23 protein-coding genes and 1 tRNA gene are annotated in these 22,164 nt (G+C 74.2%); 11 read left to right on the forward strand and 13 right to left on the reverse strand.

Going from position 1 to position 22,164, the window contains the following annotated elements:
• Positions 1 to 468 precede the first annotated feature (468 nt).
• Positions 469 to 813, forward strand: a complete 345-nt coding sequence (locus KJS59_RS14465) for a hypothetical protein (RefSeq protein ID WP_249714122.1) — start codon at positions 469 to 471, stop codon at positions 811 to 813.
• Here the strand turns inward: KJS59_RS14465 and KJS59_RS14470 are convergent.
• The 9 genes from KJS59_RS14470 to ssb form a co-directional block, all read right to left on the reverse strand.
• On the reverse strand, positions 796 to 2,424 hold the full coding sequence (locus KJS59_RS14470; RefSeq protein ID WP_213453388.1) for an ATP-dependent DNA ligase: 1,629 nt from the start codon (positions 2,422 to 2,424) through the stop codon (positions 796 to 798). The two genes, KJS59_RS14465 and KJS59_RS14470, sit on opposite strands and share 18 nt — an antisense overlap.
• Before the next feature lie 84 nt (positions 2,425 to 2,508).
• A complete protein-coding gene (locus KJS59_RS14475; protein ID WP_213453389.1) occupies positions 2,509 to 2,757 on the reverse strand; it encodes a hypothetical protein in 249 nt (82 codons plus the stop codon).
• Positions 2,758 to 2,828: 71 nt separating this feature from the next.
• Positions 2,829 to 4,190 (reverse strand): dipeptidase, encoded by a 1,362-nt coding sequence (locus KJS59_RS14480; RefSeq protein ID WP_213453390.1) that lies wholly within the window; start codon positions 4,188 to 4,190, stop codon positions 2,829 to 2,831.
• Positions 4,191 to 4,332: 142 nt separating this feature from the next.
• Entirely contained in the window at positions 4,333 to 5,505 is a 1,173-nt protein-coding gene (locus KJS59_RS14485) for a M48 family metallopeptidase (RefSeq protein WP_213453391.1), read from the reverse strand.
• Positions 5,506 to 5,557: 52 nt separating this feature from the next.
• A complete protein-coding gene (locus KJS59_RS14490) occupies positions 5,558 to 6,175 on the reverse strand; it encodes a uridine kinase family protein (RefSeq protein WP_213453392.1) in 618 nt (205 codons plus the stop codon).
• A gap of 92 nt (positions 6,176 to 6,267) precedes the next feature.
• Positions 6,268 to 7,872 carry a cobyric acid synthase gene (locus KJS59_RS14495; RefSeq protein ID WP_249714124.1) on the reverse strand — a complete coding sequence of 535 codons (1,605 nt, stop codon included), beginning with the start codon at positions 7,870 to 7,872 and terminating at the stop codon, positions 6,268 to 6,270.
• Positions 7,869 to 8,843 (reverse strand): cobalamin biosynthesis protein, encoded by a 975-nt coding sequence (locus KJS59_RS14500; protein WP_213453393.1) that lies wholly within the window; start codon positions 8,841 to 8,843, stop codon positions 7,869 to 7,871. Before KJS59_RS14500 ends, KJS59_RS14495 begins: the two co-directional genes overlap by 4 nt.
• Positions 8,843 to 10,003 carry an N-methyl-L-tryptophan oxidase gene (solA, locus tag KJS59_RS14505; RefSeq protein WP_249714126.1) on the reverse strand — a complete coding sequence of 387 codons (1,161 nt, stop codon included), beginning with the start codon at positions 10,001 to 10,003 and terminating at the stop codon, positions 8,843 to 8,845. Before solA ends, KJS59_RS14500 begins: the two co-directional genes overlap by 1 nt.
• Positions 10,004 to 10,100: 97 nt before the next feature.
• A complete protein-coding gene (gene ssb, locus KJS59_RS14510) occupies positions 10,101 to 10,904 on the reverse strand; it encodes a single-stranded DNA-binding protein (protein ID WP_213453394.1) in 804 nt (267 codons plus the stop codon).
• Positions 10,905 to 11,093: 189 nt separating this feature from the next.
• Between ssb and KJS59_RS14515 the strand changes: the two genes are divergently transcribed.
• Positions 11,094 to 12,104: an alpha/beta hydrolase gene (locus tag KJS59_RS14515; RefSeq protein WP_213453395.1), complete on the forward strand. Its 1,011-nt coding sequence runs from the start codon at positions 11,094 to 11,096 to the stop codon at positions 12,102 to 12,104.
• Here KJS59_RS14515 and KJS59_RS14520 read toward each other — a convergent pair.
• On the reverse strand, positions 11,998 to 12,570 hold the full coding sequence (locus KJS59_RS14520; RefSeq protein ID WP_213453396.1) for a DUF1444 family protein: 573 nt from the start codon (positions 12,568 to 12,570) through the stop codon (positions 11,998 to 12,000). The two genes, KJS59_RS14515 and KJS59_RS14520, sit on opposite strands and share 107 nt — an antisense overlap.
• 148 nt (positions 12,571 to 12,718) lie before the next feature.
• On the opposite strand from KJS59_RS14520, the gene KJS59_RS14525 reads away from it, so the two are divergent.
• Together KJS59_RS14525 and KJS59_RS14530 are read left to right on the forward strand one after the other, a co-directional pair.
• A tRNA-Arg gene (locus tag KJS59_RS14525) sits at positions 12,719 to 12,791 on the forward strand.
• Positions 12,792 to 12,927: 136 nt separating this feature from the next.
• On the forward strand, positions 12,928 to 13,761 hold the full coding sequence (locus KJS59_RS14530; protein WP_249714136.1) for an HAD family hydrolase: 834 nt from the start codon (positions 12,928 to 12,930) through the stop codon (positions 13,759 to 13,761).
• Positions 13,762 to 13,905: 144 nt separating this feature from the next.
• Here the strand turns inward: KJS59_RS14530 and KJS59_RS14535 are convergent, their stop codons facing one another.
• Positions 13,906 to 15,165, reverse strand: a complete 1,260-nt coding sequence (locus KJS59_RS14535) for a glycoside hydrolase family 6 protein (RefSeq protein ID WP_249714138.1) — start codon at positions 15,163 to 15,165, stop codon at positions 13,906 to 13,908.
• A 140-nt stretch (positions 15,166 to 15,305) separates the two neighbouring features.
• Between KJS59_RS14535 and KJS59_RS14540 the strand changes: the two genes are divergently transcribed.
• The 5 genes from KJS59_RS14540 (at position 15,306) to KJS59_RS31790 (ending at position 19,475) form a co-directional block, all read left to right on the forward strand.
• Positions 15,306 to 15,497 carry a DUF2795 domain-containing protein gene (locus KJS59_RS14540; protein WP_213453397.1) on the forward strand — a complete coding sequence of 64 codons (192 nt, stop codon included), beginning with the start codon at positions 15,306 to 15,308 and terminating at the stop codon, positions 15,495 to 15,497.
• Positions 15,498 to 15,753: 256 nt separating this feature from the next.
• Positions 15,754 to 17,025 (forward strand): histidine kinase, encoded by a 1,272-nt coding sequence (locus KJS59_RS31785; RefSeq protein WP_213453398.1) that lies wholly within the window; start codon positions 15,754 to 15,756, stop codon positions 17,023 to 17,025.
• A gap of 133 nt (positions 17,026 to 17,158) precedes the next feature.
• The gene (locus KJS59_RS14550) at positions 17,159 to 18,238 is read left to right on the forward strand and encodes a hypothetical protein (RefSeq protein ID WP_213453399.1); all 1,080 of its coding nucleotides are present in this window, start codon (positions 17,159 to 17,161) and stop codon (positions 18,236 to 18,238) included.
• A 117-nt stretch (positions 18,239 to 18,355) separates the two neighbouring features.
• Entirely contained in the window at positions 18,356 to 19,324 is a 969-nt protein-coding gene (locus tag KJS59_RS14555; protein WP_213453400.1) for a zinc-binding dehydrogenase, read from the forward strand.
• A gap of 25 nt (positions 19,325 to 19,349) precedes the next feature.
• Positions 19,350 to 19,475, forward strand: a complete 126-nt coding sequence (locus KJS59_RS31790; RefSeq protein WP_283775780.1) for a hypothetical protein — start codon at positions 19,350 to 19,352, stop codon at positions 19,473 to 19,475.
• A 119-nt stretch (positions 19,476 to 19,594) separates the two neighbouring features.
• Here the strand turns inward: KJS59_RS31790 and KJS59_RS14560 are convergent, their stop codons facing one another.
• Complete coding sequence (locus KJS59_RS14560; RefSeq protein WP_213453401.1) at positions 19,595 to 19,762, reverse strand: hypothetical protein; 168 nt, start codon at positions 19,760 to 19,762, stop codon at positions 19,595 to 19,597.
• Between the two features lie 118 nt (positions 19,763 to 19,880).
• Here KJS59_RS14560 and KJS59_RS14565 point away from each other — a divergent pair, with 118 nt between their 5' ends.
• Positions 19,881 to 20,384 (forward strand): hypothetical protein, encoded by a 504-nt coding sequence (locus KJS59_RS14565; protein WP_213453402.1) that lies wholly within the window; start codon positions 19,881 to 19,883, stop codon positions 20,382 to 20,384.
• Positions 20,385 to 20,416: 32 nt separating this feature from the next.
• Positions 20,417 to 21,733 (forward strand): MFS transporter, encoded by a 1,317-nt coding sequence (locus tag KJS59_RS14570; protein WP_213453403.1) that lies wholly within the window; start codon positions 20,417 to 20,419, stop codon positions 21,731 to 21,733.
• A gap of 2 nt (positions 21,734 to 21,735) precedes the next feature.
• Here the strand turns inward: KJS59_RS14570 and KJS59_RS14575 are convergent, their stop codons facing one another.
• A complete protein-coding gene (locus KJS59_RS14575; protein ID WP_213453404.1) occupies positions 21,736 to 22,146 on the reverse strand; it encodes a DUF2000 domain-containing protein in 411 nt (136 codons plus the stop codon).
• Positions 22,147 to 22,164: the final 18 nt, after the last annotated feature.

The raw sequence follows: 22,164 nt of genomic DNA on the forward strand, positions 1-22,164 counted from the left end.
AAGGCGGCAGCACTACCCAAGCAGCATTGAGGTTTGACGCCCCGGTGCGCCCGCGAGGACGGTGGCACCCGATCGGGTTAGGGTGCCCGCATGACGGACGCGGACGCCAGCGGCACCCCGGCCCCCGAGCCCCGCGACGCGACATCGGAGGCGGCGCCGACCGCTGCCGGGCCCTCGTCGCCGTTCGGCGACTGGCCCGCCGCCCCACCCGAGCCGAGAAGCGCTCTGGCGCCCGACCCCGGAGCTCTGCCCGGTGGCCCCCTGTGGGACGCGCCCCCGATCCCGCCCGCCCCGGTGGTGCCGGCCCCGGCCGTGCTTCCGAGCACTTTGGGCGGGCCCGGGGCCGCGGGCGCGCCCAGCGCCGCGGGCGTGCCCGGGGCTCCAAGCGTGCCTGGACCCCGAAGCGTGCCCGGGGCCGCGGGCGCGCCTGGCGGCGCCGCGTCCGCGCCTCCGGCGGGTGACGGCCCGGTGATTGCCCGGATCGGCGAACTCGCGGTCACCTCGTCCACGGTGTACACGCCGGCCGGCCCGATTCCCCTGGCCGGCTCGACGTGGCAGGTCAGCGACCAATGGATGACCGAGCAGAAGACGGCGACCTGGGCGGTTGTCGTGGCGATCCTCGGTTTCTGCGTGGTTGGCCCGTTCAGCCTCCTGTTCCTGCTCGTGAGGCAGAGCACCTACCGCGGAACCGTGCAGGTGGTGCTCACCAACGGCCAGCGCCAGTACGTGGCGCGGATCCCTGTCGCCGCGCCGGCCGGAGTGCAGCAGGTCCACCAGCAGGTGAACTATGTGCGGTCACTCGCCGCCCTGTGAGCCACCGTGTGGTCTGCTCTCCGGCCCGCCGGGTGAGCCGCCCTCGGCCGCCTCGGAGGGCCGGCCGCGGTGGATCGCGTGCACCATGTCGATCGTGTCCGCCTCGGCGGCGCTCTTGTCGTGCCGGTAGCGGATGACCCGGGCGAACCGCAGCGCCACGCCGCCGGGGTAGCGGGGGCTGCTCTGCACGCCGTCGAAGGCGACCTCGACGACCTGCTCCGGCCGGACCTTGACCAGCCACTCGTTCCGCTCGACGGCCAACCCCAGGAACCGCTCGGTCTGCCAGCGCAGCAGTTCGTCGGTGAGCCCCTTGAACGTCTTGCCGAGCATGACGAAGCCGCCGGTGTGCGGGTCGCGGGCGCCGAGGTGCAGGTTCGACAGCCAGCCCCGCCGCCGGCCGTGCCCCCACTCCACGGCGAGCACCACCAGGTCGAGCGTGTGTCGGGGCTTAACTTTGATCCACGCCCCGCCGCGCCGGCCCACGTCGTACGGCGCGTGCGGCGCCTTGACGACCACCCCTTCCTGGCCGCCGTCCACCGCCGCCGCGAACGCGGCCGCCGCCTCCTCCACGCCCTTCACCTCGGTACGCGGGACGATCAGCTCGCCGGGTAACGCGTCGGCGAGCGCGGACCACCGTTCGGCGCCGGGTCGGTCGAGCAGGTTGGCGCCGTCGAGGTGCAACACGTCAAAGAAGTACGGGGTGAGGCCCGTGCCGGTGGGCGCCTCGGGCCGCGGCGCGTTCTTCATGGCTCGCCGCGCCCCGCGCGTGGCGGCCCGGCTGGATGTCTCCTGGAACGGGCGCGGTCGCCCGGCCTTGTCCAGCATCATCGCCTCGCCGTCCAGCACCAGTTCCCGGGCCGGTAGCGCGCGGACCGCCGCCACCACCTCGGGCAGGCGCAGCGTGATGTCGTCCAGGCTGCGGGTGAACACCGCCACCTCCTCCCCGGATCGGTGCACCTGGATGCGGATGCCGTCCAGCTTGGCGTCGACCATCGCGGGTGCCCCGGTGACCGACAGCGCCTCGTCGAGGCTGGCGGCGCTGGCGGCGAGCATCGGCGCCAGCGGCCGACCCACCCGCAACGTGAACTCGCCGAGCGCCGCCGCGCCCCCGGTCAGCGCCGCCACCGCCACCTCCTTCAGGTCCCCGGCGAGCAGCAGCGCGCGCCGCACCGATGCCGCCGGCACCTCGGCCGCCCTGGCGATCGCGTCGGCCAGCAGGCCGGCCTGTGCCCCCTGCCGCAGTTCCCCGCTGAACAACCCGGTGAGCAGCCGCTGCTCGTCGGCGGTGGCCGCCGCGTACAGCCGGTTCAGCAACTCCCGCCGCCGCGCCTGCGACCCGACGCCCGCCACCACGGAGATCTCGCCGATGGCGTGGTCCACGGCCGCGACGGTGAGGCTGGGCTGCTCCGCGGGCGGCGGGGTCTCCCGCAGGCTGGCCCAGCCGACGCCGGTCTGCCGCTGGCGCAGCTCGCCGGCCAGGTACCCGGCCCCGGGCGCGATCTCCTCCGGCGCCAATCCCCGCAACGCGCGGGCCAACAGCTCCACCTTCGCCAGCCGCCCGGACCGGGCGGCGACGGCGGCCGACGTGGCCGCGACCTCCGCGAACAGCACCCCGCCATACTCCCAGTCCGGACCGACAATCCCCCACGCTCGCCCGCCCCGCCCGGGCGCAACCGGGCGGGGCGGGCGAGCGGGTCAGGCCACTGCGGCGAGGGTGGCCCGCACCCGCTTGGGAAGCGGCTCGACGACCGGCTCGGTGACCGCGAACCCGCGGGCGCGCACCTCGTCCGCCAGCCGGCTGAGCTGCGCGTCGACCCGGCACAGCACGGTGGACAGCTCGTCCAGCCGAGCACGAAGGGTGTCATCCGACCACCCGGAGACGTCCACGTCCCCCAGAGCGCTGGCGGCCTGCGTGAGCCGCCCGATCGCGTCATTCGAACTCATGTTCGATAGATTACCGGCGCCCTCCGACACTTCTCAAGCGACGCGGCGGGCGACACGCGGACGGGTTACGGCTAGTCCCCGTAAGCCCCGGCGACCCGGCCGAACATCAGGGCCTCGGCGAGGCAGGCCCGGGCGAACTCGGCCAGGTTGAGGCTCTCGTTCGGGCCGTGCGCCTGCGCGTGCGGGTCCTCCACGCCGGTGACCAGGATCGTGGCGGACGGGAACATCTCCTGGAAGGTCGCGATGAACGGGATGGAGCCGCCGACGCCGATGTGTACCGGGTCGACGCCGTCCCAGGCGTCGCGGAACGCGGTGCGCGCGGCGTCGAAGAGCGGGCCGGACGCGTCGATCACGCACGGGTTACCGTCGTGCTCGAACGAGTGGTGCACCTTGACGCCCCAGGGCGCGTGCTCGTCCAGGTGGGCGCGCAGCGTCTCGTACGCCTTCTTCGGGTCGTCGCCGGGGGCGAGCCGGAGGCTCAACTTGGCCTTGGCGCGCGGGATCAGCGCGTTCGGGGCGCCCACGGTGGACGGCGCGTCGACGCCGAGGACGGACAGCGCGGGCCTGGTCCACAGCCGGTCCACGAGGCGACCGGTGCCGATGAACCGGACGCCGTCGAGCATGCCCGCTTCCGCGCGCAGCCGGTCCTCGGGCAGGTCCAGTTCGGCGGCCGGCCGGGACACGAGCCCGGCCACCGCGACGTCGCCGGCGTCGTCGTGCAGGCTCGCCAGCAGGCGCGACAGCGCGATCAGCGCGTCGGGTACCGCGCCGCCGAACATGCCGGAGTGGACGGCGTTCCGCAGCACCTCCACCTCGACGAAGCAGTTGATGACGCCGCGCAGCGAGGTGGTGAGCGCGGGCACGCCGATGTCCCAGTTGCCGGAGTCGGCGATGACGATCACGTCCGCGGCCAGCTCGTCGCGGTGGGTGCGCAGCAGGCCCTCCAGCGAGTCGGAGCCGTATTCCTCCTCGCCCTCGACGAACACCACCACGCCGACGGGCAGCGCGTCGCCCCAGGCGCGCAGCGCGGCGACGTGCGCCAGCACGCCCGCCTTGTCGTCGGCGGCGCCGCGTCCGTAGAGCCGCCCGTCCCGCTCGACCGGCTCGAACGGGTCGCTGTCCCACAGCGCCGGGTCGCCGGTCGGCTGCACGTCGTGGTGCGCGTACAGCAGCACGGTCGGCGCACCGGGGGGCGCTGCCTTCGTCCCGATCACCGCGGGTTGGCCACCCGCCCGCACGATCTTGGCTTCGAGCCCGCAGCCGCGCAGCAATTCGGCCACGGCGGCGGCGGACCGCTCCAGGTGCGAGTGGTCGAAGCCGTCGAACGCGATGCCCGGGATGCGGACCAGTCGTTCCAGGTCGGCGCGGACGCCGGGCATCTCACGGGCGATGGCCGCGCGGAGCTCGGACTCGGTGAGGGTGGGTGCCGTCATGCGGGCATCGTATGTCCAGCGGATCATCACGCGTGGCGGGCCCGACTGCCGACCAGGTCAGTTCCGGCCGGGACCGCTGTTCGGGCTCGCGGGCCTCTGCGCTGCTGGCACCGTTCCGGCGGTCGCCCTGGGGCTGCGGCCGTCAGCTCGGCCGGTCTCCGGGATCGTCCGGGTGCTCGCCACTGCTGGCACCATTCCCGTTGGTCTGCCCGGCTCCCTCCGTGGGGGCTGCCTCGCCGGGCTGGCCGGCGGCGCGCGCGGCGGCGTCGCTGGCGGTGGCCATCCACGCGCGGGCGCGCCCTACGCCACCGCCCACCCATTCGCCGACGTCCGTGGCGCCGTCGCCGAGCCGGCGCAGCAGCCCGACCAGCGGGTCCTGGGATCGCTGGAAGCTCTCCCGGTACGAGTCGGCCGCCGCCTTGATCTCCTCGGTCACCGAGGCGGCGGCGTCCCCGTCCCGCCGCGGGTACTCGCCGGCGAGGACGCTGCCGTAGCCGCCCGAGTCCACCCATTGCCGCAGGTAGGCCGCGCGAGCGACCGGCACCGGGTGGCTGGCCCAGGCGGTGATGCGGAGTTTGTGGAGGCTGTCCCGCAGGTCGCCGCCGCGCTCGTACTCGGCGGCCTGTTCGAGGAACGCCGTCGTGTCGATCTGGCTGAGGTCGCCGCCGCCGGCGAGCTTCATCAGCAGCCGGAGCGCGGCCGCCGGATCCTGGCCGGCGAGCAGGCCGGCGCGGTCGGCGGACAGCTCCGCCTTGCGCCACCACTCCAGCATCGCCGCGATGATGGCCCGGAGGGCGATGGCGCCGACCGGCAGCCAGCTGAGGTTCTGTGCCCACTGGGTCAGGACCATCAGGATCGTCTTGTAGACGGCGTGCCCGCTGACCACGTGCCCGATCTCGTGGCCGAGCAGGCAGCGCAGTTCGTCGTCGTCGAGGGCGGTGACGGCGGCGGAGTCCAGCACGATGAACGGCCGGTCCAGGCCGATCCCCTTGGCGTTGATCCACGGGGACTGGGTGACGTACAGCTCCGGCAGTTCGGCGACGTCGAGGGTGCTGGCCGCCTCCGTGTAGATCCGGTAGACCCGCGGGTACTGGCGGTGGTCGGCGCGCACGCTGCCCGCCAGGTACATGAGCCGGAAGCCACGTTCGTTCCACATGCCGAAGAACGCCTTGACGACGTCGTCGAAGCCGCGCAGTTCGCGCAGGGCGGTGAGCGCGCCCCGGTCGGCCGGGTGTTCCCACGCCCGGGAGCTGATGCCGGTCAGCGTCACGCGCTTGCGTGCCGGTGCCCGCTCGCCACTTTCGTCCGCACTCATCACGTCGACCCCTCCCCCGCGGCCGGTGCCGCCCGCCGTCCTCACCTCGTCGTCACGCCGTCGACTGCCGATGCTCCCCTAACCCGACCGCCACGTCTACGCCTGCCGGCCGCGCCCCGCCGTCGACCACGAGATCCGCCAGTTCCTTGGTGCGGTCCCGGGCGAAGTACCGCTCGGCGACCCGCTGCCATCGCTCAAGATACGGGCGCAGCGCCAGCCCGTCCCGCGCGACGGCCCGTTGCAGGCCCTCGGTCGGCGGGACCGATACGAAGATCGCCATCGTGAGCTCGGGCCGGATCTCGGCGCGCGCGGTCGAGAACCCGTCCAGGATCACGACCGGGTCGGCGGGAACGGGAACCCATTCGTCCCCGAAGCGCTTGGCCGTCCAGTCGTACCGCCGGTACCCGCCGGGCTGCCCGGCGCGCAGCGGGGCGAGCACCTGGCTCTCCAACCGGGGCCAGTAGTTGGTTTGGTCGTCCCAGCCGTCCAGCAGGTCGTCCGTGTGCACGACCACCGCCTCGACGCCCTGCCGGCCGAGCGCGAGGGCCAGCCGGCGGGCGAGGATGGTCTTTCCCGCGCCACTCGCGCCGTCCACCGCTACCAGGCGCACGCCGCCGAGCCGGGGTGGGCGGGACAGGATCTCGCGGGCCAGGTCGTCGTAGTCCCCCATGGTGACTGCACCTCCCCCGTTCCCGGGGCCCTCATGCCCGGCGCCCTCACGCCCAGGGGCCTCATGCCCAGGGCCTTCACCCTTCGGAGCCCTCACGCCGGCGGCCTCACGCCCGGGGGCTTCACGCCGGACGGTCTCCCGCCCTGCGGTGTCACGCCCAGCGGTGGCACGCCCGGCGGGACGAACGGCAGGCTGGGCGGCGGTCCGGACTCGATGAGCCGGAGCAGGGCCGCGGTGTCGAGGTGCTGCTCCACCAGGTCGCCGAGCAGGTCGAGGGCGCGCTCCCGGGCGCCGGCGAAGCTGGTGTCCGCCGCGACCCGGAAGCCGTGCCGCCCGGCGATCCGGGCGACCTCGGCGAGGAAGCGGCGGCGGAACCCGTCCGACTCGAAGGCGCCGTGCCAGTGCGTGCCGAAGACGGGAGCGGCCGCGGCACCCTCGGGGCGCCCGTCCTCGTACGCGAGCAGCGGGGCCAGCCCCGGATCCGCGCTCGACACGTACCCGTGGTGGATCTCGTATCCCGCCACCGGCACCGCACCGTAGGCGCTGCCGGCGGCCCGCCGGACGGTCTTGCGTGCCCGGAAGGCCACCTCGATCGGCAGTAGCCCCAGACCGGCCACCGTGCCCCGCCGGCTCTCCACCTCGTCGTGGATCGCCCGGCCGAGCATCTGGAACCCGCCGCAGATCCCCAGGACGGGGCGGCCGGCGGCGGCGTGCGCCCGCACCGCGTCGGCGAGCCCGGTCGCGCGCAGCCAGGCGAGGTCGTCGACGGTCGACTTCGAGCCCGGCAACACGATCAGGTCGGCGTCGGCCAGTTCGGCGGGCTCGATCGTCAGGCGCACCCGGACGCCCGGCTCGGCGGCCAGCGCCTCCGCGTCGGTGGCGTTGGAGATGCGGGGCAGCCGGATCACGGCCACCCGCAGCCATTCGTCGCCGAGCGGCGGCCCGGGCCGGCCGAGGACCGTGCCGTAGGCGAGCGAGTCCTCGGCGTCCAGCCAGAGGTCCAGCGCCCAGGGGAGCACGCCGTAGGTGGGGCGGCCGGTCAGCTCCCGCAGCATGTCCAGGCCCGGCTTGAGCAGGGCCAGGTCGCCCCGGAACTTGTTGATGACGAACCCGGCGACCAGGGCCTGGTCCGCCTCGTCGAGCAGGGCGAGGGTGCCGAACAGCGCGGCGAACACCCCGCCGCGGTCGATGTCACCGACGACGATCGCCGGAAGCTGGGCACGCCGGGCCAGCCCCATGTTGACGAAGTCGCCGTCCCGCAGGTTGATCTCCGCCGGGCTGCCGGCGCCCTCGCAGATGACGGCGTCGAACTCGGCGCGCAGGGCGGCGAGGGTCTCGAACACGGTCTCCGACAGGCGCGGACGCAGGCTGCGGAAGCTGCCCGCGCTGACCGTGTCCACCGCCTCGCCGAGCAGTACCACCTGGCTGGATAGGTCGCCGCCCGGCTTGAGCAGAACCGGGTTGAACCGCACCTGCGGCGGCAGCCCGCACGCCGCCGCCTGGAGGGCCTGCGCCCGACCGATCTCGCCACCCCGACCGGCCTCGTCGACCGCGACCGCCGAGTTGTTGGACATGTTCTGGGCCTTGAACGGCGCGACCCGCACCCCGTGCCGGTACAGCCAGCGGCAGATGCCGGCCGTCAGCACGCTCTTGCCCGCGTCGGAGGTGGTGCCGGCCACCAGGAGTCCTCCGCTCATCGCGACCTCCCGCACCCGGCGCCTCGAACCGGCGGCGGCCCGGCTTGCCGGCGGGCGGCGAGCAGGGCGGCGAGGCCCAGGGCGGCCACACCGACGGCGGCGGAGAGGCGGGCGGCGCGGCCGACGTCAGCGGGGCCTGGCGGTTGACCGTCCCCCATCTCCGGGCGGACCTCCGTCCGTCCGACATAGACGTTCCTGCCACCCAGGCGCACCCCGAGCGCGCCCGCCATCGCGGACTCGCACTGCCCCGCGTTCGGGCTCGGGTGGGCGCCGCGGTCTCGCCGGAAGACCCGCCAGGCGACCCCGGCGCGCCCCCCGGCCAGCGGTGCGGCCGCCACGGTGAGCAGCCCGGTCACCCGGGCCGGCAGCAGGCTCGCCACGTCGTCCAGGCGCGCCGCGGCGGTGCCGAAGCGGGCGTACCGAGGCGACCGGTGGCCCACCATCGCGTCCAGCGTGTTCGCCGCCCGGTACCCGACCACGCCGGCCGGGCCGAGCAGGGCGCCCCACAGCAGCGGCGCCACCTCCGCGTCCGAGGTGTTCTCGGCGACCGACTCGACCGTGGCCCGGGACAGCTGCGCGGCGTCGAGCCCGGACGGATCCCGCCCGCAGAGGTGGTTGAGGCGGGCGCGGGCGACGGCCAGGTCACCGGCGCCGAGCGCGGCACCCATCACCTTCGCCTCCCGGCGCAGGCTCCGCCCGCCCAGTGCCGCCCAGGTCACCCCGGCCATCAGTGCCGCCCGCGCGACCGGCCGGCGCCGGGTGGCGACGGTGGCCGCGAGGGCGGCGGCGACCGGAACTCCGACCGCCACCGCCGTGTAGGCCGCACCCGCCGCGCGGGTGGGTGCGTAGAGGCGCCGCTCCAGGGCCGCCGCGAGCCGCCCGTAGCCGGCCACCGGGTGGTACCGGCGCGGGTCGCCGACCAGGGCGTCCAGCACGTACCCGGCCACCAGGCCCACCGCGTCCGGGCGCATCACGCCACCGTCCGGAAGCGATCCGGCCGGAACAGCCGGATGTCGTTCGCGGTGCCGCCGGCGAGGGTGAGGTCCGCGAGGATCTCGCCGACCACCGGGACGAACTTGAACCCGTGCCCGGAGAAGCCGGCGGCCACCGCCACCCGCTCGTGGTCCGGATGCCGGCCGAGCACGAAGTGCCCGTCCGGGGTCGTGGTGTAGCGGCACGGCTGGCCGAACATCCACGTGGCGTGCAGCAGGCGGGGCAGCCGTGGCTCCAGCCACTCCTGGATCGCCCGGACCTCCTCCGGCAGCGTGGGCATGAGGATCTCGCCGGGTTCGTCCGGTTCGTCGCCGGTGTGGAAGGCGACCTTGACCAGTTCGGGGGCAAGGTCCTCCCAGCCCGGCGGGGAGGACAGCCGCGGCATGCCGTAGGCCACCACGCCCCGCGCCGACTCCCAGATCCACACCGGGAACCGACCGACCCGCATCTCGTCCGCCCCGGACTCCCAGTAGTGCTGGATCCGCCGCTGAACCTTCAGCGGTACGCCGAGGTCGGCCAGCATGTCACCGGCCCAGGCGCCGGGGCAGAGCACGAGCCGCTCCGCGGTGATCTCCCCGTCCGTCGTGGTGACCGCGACCCCGTCGTTGCCGGCCCGCCAGCCGGTGATGGGGGCGTCGTAGCGCAGGTCGGCGCCGGCGCCGGCAGCCAGGTCGAGGAACATGCCGATGGCGACCTCGGGGCGGATCGCGCCCGCCGCCTCCTCGTAGAGGGCGACATCGCCGTCCCCCGGGGTGAACATGGGGAACCGCCGCCGCACCTCGTCCGCGTCGAGCACCTCGTGCGCCAGGCCGTGCCGGGCCGCGGACTCGATCGCCCCGGCCACCGTCGGCGATTCGGGTCGCCCGAGGATCAGGCCGCCGGTCCGGGTCAGCACTTTCGCCCCCGCCGCCCGCTCCGCTTCGCGCCAGAGCTTGTGGGCGCGGTGCAGCAGCGGCACGTACCCGGCGCCCTCCGCGTAGGCCATGCGGATGATCCGTGACCCGCCGCCGTGCGAGCCGTACCGGTGGGGCGGCCGGTACCGGTCCAGGCCGACGACGCGCGCGCCGCGCTTGGCCAACTGGTACGCGGCGGCCGCGCCCATGCTGCCCAGGCCGACCACGATCACATCCGGCGCCACACCTGATCACCTCCGTCCGGCAGCCTAACCAGCCCGCGACCGGTCCGACCCGGCCGCGGGAAGGCCGCCCGGGCACCGCCTTCCCGCGGCGCCATCGCTAGACCCCCGCCGTGGCGCGCGACCGCGACCGGCGCCCTCGCGCGGGCGGCGCCACCGTCTCCGTAGCGCCGGCCTCCGTACCGGGAGCCTCCATGCCACCGCCCTCGGTGCCGTCGCCCTCCGCGCCGCCCGCCTCGGTACCGTCGCCGGACGACGCGCTCTCCGGCGCCTCGTCCGGCGCCTCGTCGAGCGCACCCGGATCGAGGTCCTCGACCTCCAGCACGGCCCCGCCCCGGGCGGACGGGAAGTCGGCGCGCAGGCCGGCCAGCGGGTCGTACGCGCCGGGCAGGGCCGCGGGGAGGCCACCCGGCCCGTCCTCGTCGTCGAACATCGCCTCCTCACGCCGGACCGGCGCCTCGCCACCCGGCACCAGCTCGGTCGCCTCGCCGTTGATGATCGAGTCGGCCTCCGCGTCCTCGATCGCGCTCGTCGGTGACGGCCGGTTCCGGACGAACCGCGAGCGCCCGCGGCCCAGGTCGTGCCCGACCGCCACCGCCTCCAGTTCGTACATGGTGCGGTGCTGGCCCTCGGCGTCGGTCCAGTCCCGGGTGTACAGGCGGCCGACGACGATCACCGGATCCCCGGTCATCAGCGACGAGGCGACGCCCTCGGCCAGCCGCCGCCAGCAGCTGACCCGCACCCGCAGGCTGTTGCCGTCGACCCATCGGCCGGTCGACCGGTCGAAGCGGCGGGCGGTGGACGCCACGCGGAAGTGCGCCACCAGCGAGCCGGTGTTCGCCGTGCGCCGCCATTCCGGCGCGTTCAGCAGGTTGCCGACCAGCGTTACGTTCGTGTCGTACATCAGGTCTCCACAGTGTCCGGTGCGGATACCGGCCCCGGAGGGCCGGCTTCGGTCAGTGGCGAGTCGACTCGGCGCACAGCGTGGACCCATCCGGCGACCCCGCGCCACCGGTGCACCATCAATCTGGGGATAACCCCGGGGCTGTGGATAACTGGCGGTGTTTCCGCGGTGCGCGACTATGTTTGTGGCGTGGATGCGGACCTGTTGGGGCACCCCTACATGCGGCGGGTCATCGATCTAGGGCACGACGACGAGGGCCCCGTGGTGGCGACGCTCGTCTCACGGCGAGCGGAGACGCCCAGCCGCCGCGCCGTGTTGTACGTGCACGGCTTCGTCGACTACTTCTTCCAGACCCACCTGGCCGACTTCTACGTCGAGCGGGGCTGGGATTTCTACGCGCTCGACCTGCGCAAGTACGGCCGGAGCCTGTTACCGCACCAGACGCCCAACTTCTGCCGCAGCCTTGAGGAGTACCACCCGGAGCTGGACGAGGCGGCGCGGATCATCCGGGAGGAGGACGGGCACGACACCCTGCTGGTCAACGCGCACTCCACGGGCGGGCTGATCATCCCGCTCTGGGTACACGCCCGGCGCGACCGCGACCTGGTCGACGGCATGTTCCTGAACAGCCCGTTCTTCGACTTCAACGCCGGCTGGTTCGTACGCCGCCCGCTGGTGACGATGGTGGGGCGCACCGGTCGGGGCCGGCCGTACGGGGTGGTGCCGATGGGGCTCAGCAAGGTCTACGGGATGAGCCTGCACGCCGAGCACCGCGGCGAGTGGTTGTACGACCTGACCTGGAAGCCCCTCGGCGGCTTCCCGGTCCGCGCCGGCTGGGTGAACGCCATCCACCTCGCCCAGCGCCAACTGCGCGCGGGGCTGGATATCCGGGTGCCGATCCTGGTTGCCTGCTCCACGGTCTCCGGCCGCTACACGCAATGGTCGGAGGCGGCGCACGCCGGGGACGCCGTGCTCGACGTGGCGCACATCGCCCGGTGGTCCCACCGCCTGGGCCGGCACGTCACGCTGGTACGCATCGAGGGCGGCCGGCACGACCTGGTGCTCTCCCGGGAGCCCGCCCGCGGGCGGACGTTCAGCGAACTCGACCGCTGGCTCTCGGGGTACTTCCCCGCTCCGCCGGCACCTCCGGCAGAAACGGCATCCACTCCTGTTCCCGCCGCACCAGCAGATCCTGGCTGAGCAGGTGCTGGTCGCCGGCGAAGAACACCCGGTCGACCGCGCGCCGCGCCTTCGCCAGTCCCGGCCGCGACTGGGAGCCGGTAATGATGACCACGTCCCGGGCCGGCACGCCGACGACCAGTTCGCCGGGGACGCCCTGCTCCACCCGGTCCCAGAACTCGTCGGCCAGTAGCACGCTGGATTCCAGCCCGCCGAACGAGAGCATCAGCGCCGGCGGCCGCCCGTGCACCTCGACGTCGTCCAGCGCCCGGTACAGGTTCTCGGTCGCCTCCCGGCGAACCGCCCGCCGGGGAATCCGCGACTGCTCCAGGTCGTCCCAGGTCACGAGGCGCTGACCGTAGGGCGGGCCGAAGGAGTAGGCGATTGCGAGCCCCGGGATGAACTCGTCCAGGAGGTGGTCGCCGCCGACGCCGGGATCGTCCTCGGACACCAGCAGCGGGAGAAAATGGGTTCCCCGAACCTGCACGGCTGACAAACTAGACGATCCAGGCGGCTTCCGTCACCGTCCCGGGGCGCACACCGATGGCCGGAGGAACTGGCCGGCCCACACGGGTCCGGCCGTCGGACTGGACGGTAACCTTTCTGAACGACCCGGCTCATGCCGGCCGGGCCGGGCGCTCGTAGCTCAGTGGATAGAGCAGAGGACTTCTAATCCTAAGGTCGCAGGTTCGAATCCTGCCGGGCGCACCCACGTTTCCCCAGCTCAACCGGCATGAGCCCGACAGCGCTACCGGGGCGGGGACAGCCAATCAGTCGACGAGATGCGCGACTCGCGTGTCCGTGGCCGGGCCGCGACCTCGGCGTGGCGGCCTCACGCGGAGCCGTGGACCGGGACGAGATCTTGGTATGGATCTCGCCAAAAATCGGCAAAAATCGGCGTGGCCGTACCAAGATCTCGCTCGCCGGGCCGGTGGCGGCAGCGGCGACGGGCACTGTCCGGGCCATACGGTTATTGGCCATGCAGCGACTGGCGCTCTTCGATCTCGACAACACGCTTGTGGACCGTTCGGAGGCCTTCCGGCGCTGGGCGGTCGAGTTCTGCGCCGATCACGAACTGCCGGACGGTGCGTTGGCCTGGCTGATCGCTACGGATCGGGACGGGGCGGTACCCCGCGACTGGTTCTTCGGCAAGGTGACGGAGCGTTTCGAGCTGGCGGCCCCGGCGGAGGAGACGTGGCGGCGGTATCGGCGCCGGATGCCGGAGTTGGTGAGTTGCCGCCCGGAGGTGCTGGCGTCGCTGGCGCTGCTGCGTGACGACGGCTGGAGGGTCGCGATCGTGACCAACGGTCAGGTCGACAACCAGCTGGGGAAGATCATGCGCACTGGACTGGACCAATGCGTCGACGCCTGGACGGTGTCCGGAGAGGTGGGCATCCGGAAGCCGGCACGCGAGATCTTCGAGGCGGCGGCCCGTGGGTGCGGCCTCGATCTGCTGGGCGGGGGTTGGACGATCGGCGACAGCCCGGTACTCGACGTCGAGGGTGGTCGCGCGGCCGGGCTGGCCACCCTTTGGGTCAGCCGGGGGAAGGAGTGGCCGGCGGAACTCGCCCCGCCCGACCGCACCGTCACGGACGTCGTGGCCGCCGTCCAGGTACCGGCGGGTAGCCGTACAGTCTGCGCGGCCGAACGGAGCCGCCGCCAAAGAGCCGATCGATAACAACGCGCCGATCAATGTCCTGGTGGGTGGCGCGGGCCTCCTCGCGGGAGGTTGCCGGCCGGCAACCTCCCGCGGGAAGCCTTCCCGCACCGCCCTCGCGGGTACCGTCCGCGCGACGGATCCGCGAGGGCCGTCTCCGATGGGTCAGCGCATGGGCGGGTTCGCCAGCTGCACCAACTCGATGGCCTGCTGGTCGAACCAGGCGCCGGCGGCCGGGTCGGCGATGCCGCCGCGGGCCGGGTCGGTGCCGGTACCGGTGCCGCGGTCGCACTGGCCGTCGGACTGGCCCGGGATCTTGACCCAGAGGAACGCGTCGGCGAGCGGGTTGCCGGTGTTCGTGGTCGGGCGCAGGCCGAGGCCGCGGTCGGGCGGGTTGCACCAGGTCTGCGGGTCCGGCCAGGTGACGCCGGCCGGGGCGGACCAGGGGCCGTGGCCGTTGCGGCTGGTGTCCACGACGAAGTGGGGCAGCCGGCTGGCCGGCACGGTGCCGACGTTCTCGGCGTACCACTGGTCGGTCTGCACCCAGGTGCTGAAGTCGTTCGGGTCCGCCGGGTAGTACTGGCTGGCGCACCAGTCGAAGTGTCCGCGGGCGGAGTCCGGACCCTGGGTGCCGTAGTACACGCACTGGGAGATCCAGTTGCCGTACTTGAGCTGCCGCTCGGTGGTCTCGTAGTTGGAGACGTTCAGGAAGAAGCCGTTCGCCCGGCTCACCCCGGCCTTGACGAGCCGGTCGGCGGCGTCGCCGACGCCGAGCCAGGCGCTGTGCGTGCCGTCGAGGTAGACGCTGGTGTTCGGCAGCGCCTTGAGCTTGGTCACCGCGTAGTTGAGCATCGCGAAGCGGTCGCTGGCCGCGGTGGCCGGGTTCGCCTCGGCGGGCTGGCACCAGTCCTGCGAGCCGTTGATGGTGGTGTACCACGGGATGATGCCGAGGCCGTCCGGCTCCAGCATCACCGCGGCCTCCTGCCGGCCGATCCCGGCCGCGAGGGCGTCGATCCAGGCCTTGTACTCGGCGACCGTTGTCGCGCCGCCCGCGGAGTACTGCGAGCAGTCGCGGAACGGGAGGTTGTAGGCGACGAACACCGGTACCGAGCGGGTGAGCTGGGCGCGCCGCACCACGTCCTGGACGGACTTGGTGACGGCCCGGCCCGTGCCACCGGTGACCCATACCGCCTGCGGGGTGGCCGCCATGGCGGTGAGTTGGAGGGCGAGTGTCCACTTGCCCTGGAGGGTGAGGCGGAGGATCTGCTTGACGGCGTGCGGGTCGGGTGCGGGGGTGTAGAACCGCGTGCCGTGGGGGGTGGCCGCGCTGGCCGGCGTGGCGCCCAACGGGACCGTCACGGTGACCGCCGCGAGGGCGGCCATCAGGACGGTGGCGGCGCGACGGCGTAAGCGACTCAGGGTCATGTCGTACTCCTGATCCGGGGCAGTCGTGGTGGTTGGGAGCGTTCCCATCTGCCCATCCAGGGAGCCTGCTTGCTTACCTCCGCCCTGTCAACAGCCGGCCTTCCTGGTGAGCCTCGCCCGCGACCGGGTATGGGTGCGGCATGGCCGTTAACCCAATCCAGCTCCAGAAGTTCCTCGGCGGGATCGACTACCCCACCGACAAGAACAAGCTGCTCGATCGGGCCCGCCAACACGGCGCCGACGAGAACGTCCTCAAGACGCTGGAGAAGCTGCCGGGCAACCGTTTCAACTCCCCCAACGACATCAGCGAGGCGGTCGGCAAGCTGATCTGAGCGGCACCCGGCGGCCCGCCGAGGGCAGCGGCCCACTGAGGACGGCCGTTACTGTGACCGCCGTGATCGTCGACTTCCACCGGCTGAAGCCGACCGAGTTCGCGTTCCAGTCCCTGGCTCTGCGCCGCCCGTGACGGCCGCACGGCCGGTCGAACGAGCGACCTAACGGTTACTCACGGTCGGGGCGCGGCCAACAGGGCTGCGTGGTGCAGCCGTCCGATCATGTTCCGGCGTTGTGCCAGTCAGAATGGCTGGCGTGACCCTCCGCGCCGCGCTCGCCCCGCTGGTCAGTGGCGCCACCTACCGCCGGCTGGTGCACCTGCTGCTCGGCGGCGTGATCCTGCTGCCGTATGTGCTGCTGGGTGCCGCGTTCGCCCGCCTGCTCACCGCGGACTCGCCACTGCCGGCGGCGCTGCTGCTGCTCACCGTGGCCACGGGGATCGTGGCGGTGCCGGCGTTCCTCGGCGGCACCCGGTCGCTGGAGATCGCCGCCGCCCGCGCCCTGCTGGACGTGGACCTGCCCGAGCCGCCACCGGGCCGCCCGGGCGTGCGGATGGAGACCCGGCTGCGCGGTGCGCTCTGGTTCGCGGTCCACCTGCTGGCGGGCGGGCTGGTGGGCGCGGCGCTGCTGATCGCGCTGCCGATGGCGCTGGTGTTCATCGCCCAGCTGTTCGGGCTGACCACGGGCGGCGCGCTGGCCGGCCTGCGGATCGGCCCGCTGGACGAGCACGACGCGGGCTGGCTGACCGTGATCGGGGTGCTGATGCTGGTCGGGCTGGCGTATGCGGTCGCCGGGCTGGGCGCGCTGGCCGCGCTGATGGCGCCGGTGCTGCTCGGCCCGTCGCCGGCGGAGCGGATCGCGGCGCTGGAGGCGGAGGCGGCCGCGCTGGCCGAGCGCAACCGGCTGGCCCGGGAGCTGCACGATTCGGTCGGGCACGCGCTGACCGTGGCGACGCTCCAGGCGGCCGCCGCCCGGGAGCTGCTGGACCGGGACCCGGCGTTCGCCCGTACCGCGCTGGCCGCGATCGAGCGGACGAGCCGCGCCGCGATGGCGGACCTGGACCACGTGCTCGGGGTCCTGCGCGACGCCGAGCGGGCCGGCACCGGCGTCCGGGCGCCGCAGCCCACCCTCATCGGTCTGGACCGCCTGGTGGCCGACGCCCGCCGCGCCGGCGTCCCGGTCGAGGTGCGCGTGGACGGCGCGCTGGACGGGGTGCCGGCGGCGGTGTCGCGGGAGGGCTACCGGATCGTCCAAGAGGGACTGACGAACGCCGCCCGGCACGCCCGCGGGGAGCGGGTCACCCTGCACCTGGCCGTGGCGGACGGCCGGCTGGCGATCGACCTGTCCAACCCGGTGCCGGCGGCGAGCGGCGAGAACCGCGGCGGCGGGCGCGGGCTCGCGGGCATGCGGGAGCGGGTCCATCTGCTCGGCGGCGAGTTGGCGGTCGGCGCGCGGGAGGGGCGTTGGCGGGTGAGCGCGCGGCTGCCGACCGCTGCCCCGGCGGATCCCGGGCGGCTCCCCCGGTAGAGGGAGGCGAATCCCGTTCCAGCGGGAGGAGACCGCGCCGCGATTCCCCGATCGTGGTCGTGGGCCAACCAAGCGACCACGAGACAGTGCTCGTGGGCCAACCAAGCGCCCACGAGACACCGGAGGGGGAGCCATGACCGCGGTCGCCGAGCGGGAGCGGGTTGCGCCGGGCCGCGGGACCGACCGGCGCGGCTACATCGCCGCCGCGTGGGCCGCCGGCTACGGCACGATGGCTCTCGTCTGGACGGTCACCGGGCACGGGTACCCGTTCGGCCGCAACGACCCGGGCGGCGAGGTGAGCCTGCTGCACCCGCTGCCACCCGGCGTCGGCGCGCCGCTGTTCGCCGCGGTGCTGCTGGCCGCCGCGGTCGCCGCCCTGGCCACCGCGGGCCGGCAGTCCGCCGGTCGGGCGGTGCGGGCCGTGGTCCTCGGGTACGGCTGGGCGGTCGCCGTCGCGCTGCTGATCGTGGTGCCCGACGCCCGGCTGCTGACGCTCGCTGGGTACGCGCCCATGCTCGTGCTCGGTGCGCCGTTCGGCTGGCCGCCGGTCGACTATTCGACGGTCTTCACCTGGCCGCTGGCGAACCGGGCACTCTGCTTCCTGGGCGGCCTGCTGCTGGTCCGCGCGCTGCTGGCCTGGCAGTTCCGGACGGCGGGCGGGTGCGCCGCGTGCGGGCGCCGGGACGGGTCGGGCGCCTGGACCACCGCCGCGTCCGCCGCCCGCTGGGGCCGCTGGGCGGTCGGCGTGGCGGCGGTGATCCCCCTGCTGTACGCGGTGACCCGGTTCGCCTGGCTGGCCGGCATCCCGCTCGGCATGTCCCGCGCGAACCTCGACGACCTGCGTCACAGCGGCGCGGTCTGGGCCGGTGCCGGGCTGGGCGCGTTCGCCGTGGTCGGCGCGCTGCTGACCCTCGGCCTGGCGCGGCGCTGGGGCGAGACGTTCCCCCGCTGGACGCCCGGGCTCGGCGGCCGGCGCGTACCGGTCGGGTTGGCGGTGGTCCCCGCGGCGCTGGTGGCCCTGCTGGTGACCTCGGCGAGCCTGGCGCTGCTGGTCGCGCCCGGCTTCCGCGACCTGCTCACCGGGGGCGGCGACTGGGCCGGCACCGCGCCGATCCTGCTGTGGCCGGCCTGGGGTCCGGCGCTCGGTGCGGCCGCCCTCGCCTACCATCTGCGCCGCCGCGGCGCGTGCCGGCGGTGCGGCCGCGGCGACTGACCGACATCCTTCAACGGGGGCGGGCGGTGCCGCGACGGTGTCGCGGCACCGCCCGATGGGGGTGAGCGGTGGCCGATCCCCGCTGCGCCGCTGATCCACCCTGATGTGATCGGTCCGATGACTGCGACCATGCGCGCGATCCAGCTCGACGCCCCCGCCCGGCGGGACGCGCTGCACCTGCGCGAGGTTCCGGTGCCCGAACCGCCGCCGGGTTGGGCGCGCATCGCCGTGGAGGCGTTCGGCATCAACCGCGCCGACCTCGAGTACGACGCGGGTGGCCCGCGCATCCCCGGTGTGGAGTGCGCCGGCGTGGTGCGGGCCGCCCCCGAGACCACGCTGCGACCGGGCCAGCAGGTGGTGGCGCTGCTCGGCGGGATGGGCCGGGACTTCGACGGCAGCTACGCCGAGGAGGTGATGGTCCCCGCGTCCCAGGTCGTGCCGATCGGCACCGACCTGCCGTGGGAGGTGGTGGCCGCGCTGCCGCAGATGCTCCAGGCGGCGCACGGCTCGCTGACCGTCGGCCTGAACGCGCAGCCCGGCCACGCCGTGCTGATCCGGGGCGGGACCGCCGCCGTCGGCCTGTGCGCCGCCGCGCTCGCCGCCGAGCGGGGCGCCACCGTGCTGGCCACCACCCGCCGCGAGGACCGCCTCACCGCGCTCGCCGCCCGCGGGGTCGAGCACCCCATCCTGGACGAGGGGGAGATCGCCGCCCAGGTCCGGGACCAGTTCCCGGAGGGGGTTGACGGCACCGTGGACCTGGTCGGCCCCGCCACCCTGCCGGACTCCCTGCGGGCGACCCGCGCCCACGGGACGGTCTGCGTCACCGGGTCACTGTGCGGGCGGCGCACCCTGGCGGAGTTCGAACCCATGGTGGCCGTCCCGAACGGCGTGCGGCTCACCGGGTACCAGGGTGGTGCCGCCGACCTGCCCGCCGCGCTGCTCCAGCGCTACCTCGACGCGGTCGCGGACGGGCGGTTCGATCTGCCGATCCACCGCGTGTACCCGCTGGAGGGCGTGATGGACGCCCACACCGCCCTGGCCACCGGCGAGCCCATGGGCAAGCTCGTCGTGCGGGTCCGCCGCTGACGCGGCCAGCGCGCGCCGCTCCCCTGTGATCCGATCGACCCTGGGCGAGGCGCCGGCCCACACCGTGCCGCTGCCGGACGGCCGGTACCGGCTGTACTACGAGGCCACCCGCCCGGACGGCGCCCACGAACCGCGCACCGAGCTGCGGTGACCCGGCCGGCGACCACCGCCAGCTTGGCCGGGGGAGCCTGGCGCCGCACGACGGCGGGTCGCGGGCTCAAGGGCCAGCCCGTTGGTCGGGTCCGCCGCGCCCGGCTTTGCCGCCCCCGCCTACCCGGCCTGACGCAGCTCGCGCCCGACCCGCCGGGCGTCGCCGCGAACCAGGCGCACCACGCCGCGCCGCCACGGGTGCTCGGGCCACCCGGTCGGCTGCGGCTCCTCCAGCGGCCCGAACTCGGCCGCCACCTCGGCATTGATCCGCGCCCAGACAACGTCCACGCCGCGATCGTACATCCGTTCGATCGGGCGGCCCGCCGCTCCCGGCTCCAGCCCATCGTTCGTCAACTATGTCAATGATTCGTTGACACCGAAGCGGCAGCGGACCGAGACTTCGCGGGTGGACCTCCAAGTCATCGCGGACCGCCTGGCGGCGTACGACCCGGGACCGGCCGACGGTCCCGCGCTTGAGGAGACTCTCGCGGCGATCGCCCTGGTCCGTGCGGAACTGGACGGGGCCGAACGGCGGGCGATCGAGCGGGCGCGCGCGGGCGGGCTCACCTGGCAGCGTGTTGCCCGGGCGCTGGGGCTCGGCTCGCGCCAGGCGGCGGAACAGCGCTGGCTCCGGCTCACCCGGAGCCAGCGCGGCCGTCAAGAATTCGTTGACAACCGTGTCCTTCTCGAACTCCGCGCGGCCGTGGAGTCCCTCCGCATCCAACTTCGGCACGGGGCTGCGGAGGGGCCCGTCGGGCTGGCGCGAACCAGCCTCGACCTGGCCGCCCAGGCACCGCCCGGGCCCCTGCATGACCTGGTCGGAGCCGCGCTCGACGACCTGGACGGGGTACGCCTGGGCCGCCGCCTCCGGTACGCCGTGCACCGGGTGCGGTCCGCTCTCCAGACTTGACATGAGCGGGCTCAAGATTCGAGCCTGCCGCCGTGACCAAGCGACAGACCCCGCTGCTGCGCGTCCTGGGCGACCGCAACGCCGCCACGTTCCTCACCGTCTCGCTGATCTCCGGTTTCGGCAGTACCGCGATGGGCCTGGCGGCCGGGATCTGGGCCAAGACCCTGACCGGCTCGGACACTCTCTCGGCGCTGACCATGGCGTGCATCTGGCTGCCGCTGATGGCCGGCCCGGTACTCGGCCTGGTGGTGGACCGGGTGCGTCGGCGGCGGCTGCTGGTCGTCGCGAACCTGGCGCTCGCGGCGGCGCTGCCGGTCCTGTTCGCGGTGCGGTCGGCCGGCGACCTGTGGCTGCTGTGGGTGGTGCTGATCGGGTACGGCGCGGTCGGCGTGCTGACCAGCGCCGCCGAGGACGCGCTGCTGCCCTCGGTGGTCGACGGCGATCTGCTCGGCGATCTGAACGGGCTGCGCATGACCGCGCAGGAGGGCACCAAACTGGTCGCGCCGATGGCCGGGGCGGCGCTGTTCGGCTGGCTGGGCGGGCCGGCGGTCGCGCTCCTGGACGCGGCCACCTTCGGCGTCGCCGCCCTCGTCTACAGCCGCCTGCGCACCGGCGACCCGCGCCCGGAGCGCACCGGGCACGACCGGCGGATCACGGCGGGAGCCCGGGAGATCCGGCGCCGGCCGGAACTGCGCCGGCTCGTCCTGACCGGCGGCATCATGATGATGCTCTCCGGCGCCAGCACCGCCACGCTCTACGCGGTGGTCGACGCCGGGCTGCACCGGGCGCCCACATTCGTCGGCGTGCTCGCCGTGGCCCAGGGCGTCGGGTCGGTACTCGGCGGCTTCGCCATCGGACCGCTGCTGCGCCGGTACCGGGCCGCCGTGGTGGCGGGCCTCGGCGGGGTGCTGTTCGGCGCCGGGATCGCGACCAATGCCGTCCCGCTGGTGTGGGCGGTGCTGCTCGGCCGGGTGGCGATCGGCGTCGGCCTGCCGTGGGTGATCGTCGCCGCGGTGACCGTGCTGCAGCGCACCGTCCCCGGCCCGCTCATCGGCCGCGTGTCAGCCACCGTCACGATGGTCGTGTTCGCCCCGACCGGCGTCGCCACCGCCGCGGGCGCGGGGCTGCTGTCGCTGTTCGGCTTGCGCCCGCTCGTCCTGGCCACCGCCGCGGCTGCCGTTCTCACCGCCTGTGTCCTGCTCGCGCTCCCCAGCCCGAAAGCCGTCATCGCAGACGGCGATCTGGGCCCTACCCCGCACCCGGCCACCGTGGCTGCCACGACGGCGGCTCCGGTCAGCGCGGCGGCGACGCCCGGCGGGAGCAGCGCCGGTGCCACCGGGCGGGGATGACGCTACGGGTGCAGGGACAGACCCTTGACGATCTTGTCGATGTCGGGTCGGCGGCCGTGCAGGGCGAGGCCGGCCAGCGCCAGCTTCTCGCCCGGCACCGCCCGCACCGCCGCGCGGTTGTCCTCGTCGTTGCCCGTCGAGAACAGCTCGTCGGTGAATACCGCCACCCCGACCGGCCGGCCCACCGCCCGCTCCCACGTGCGCCGCAGATCCTCCCCGGACGCGCCGAAGATGAGCACCGGTTGCCGGAACATGGGCAGGTAGGCGCGGCCGGATCCGTCCTCGTAGGGCTGGCCCAGCACACCGTCCCGGCCGCCGGCCACCGCGCTGGCGAGGAAGGCGGTCATGTTGAGCCGCTGCCAGGTTGGCAGGTCCGCGCGGACGACGATGGCAATTTTGGTGTCGAAACGCATACGGCCAGGGTGCGCCGC

This window comes from Rhizomonospora bruguierae (assembly GCF_018397995.1).
Classification (GTDB): domain Bacteria; phylum Actinomycetota; class Actinomycetes; order Mycobacteriales; family Micromonosporaceae; genus Rhizomonospora; species Rhizomonospora bruguierae.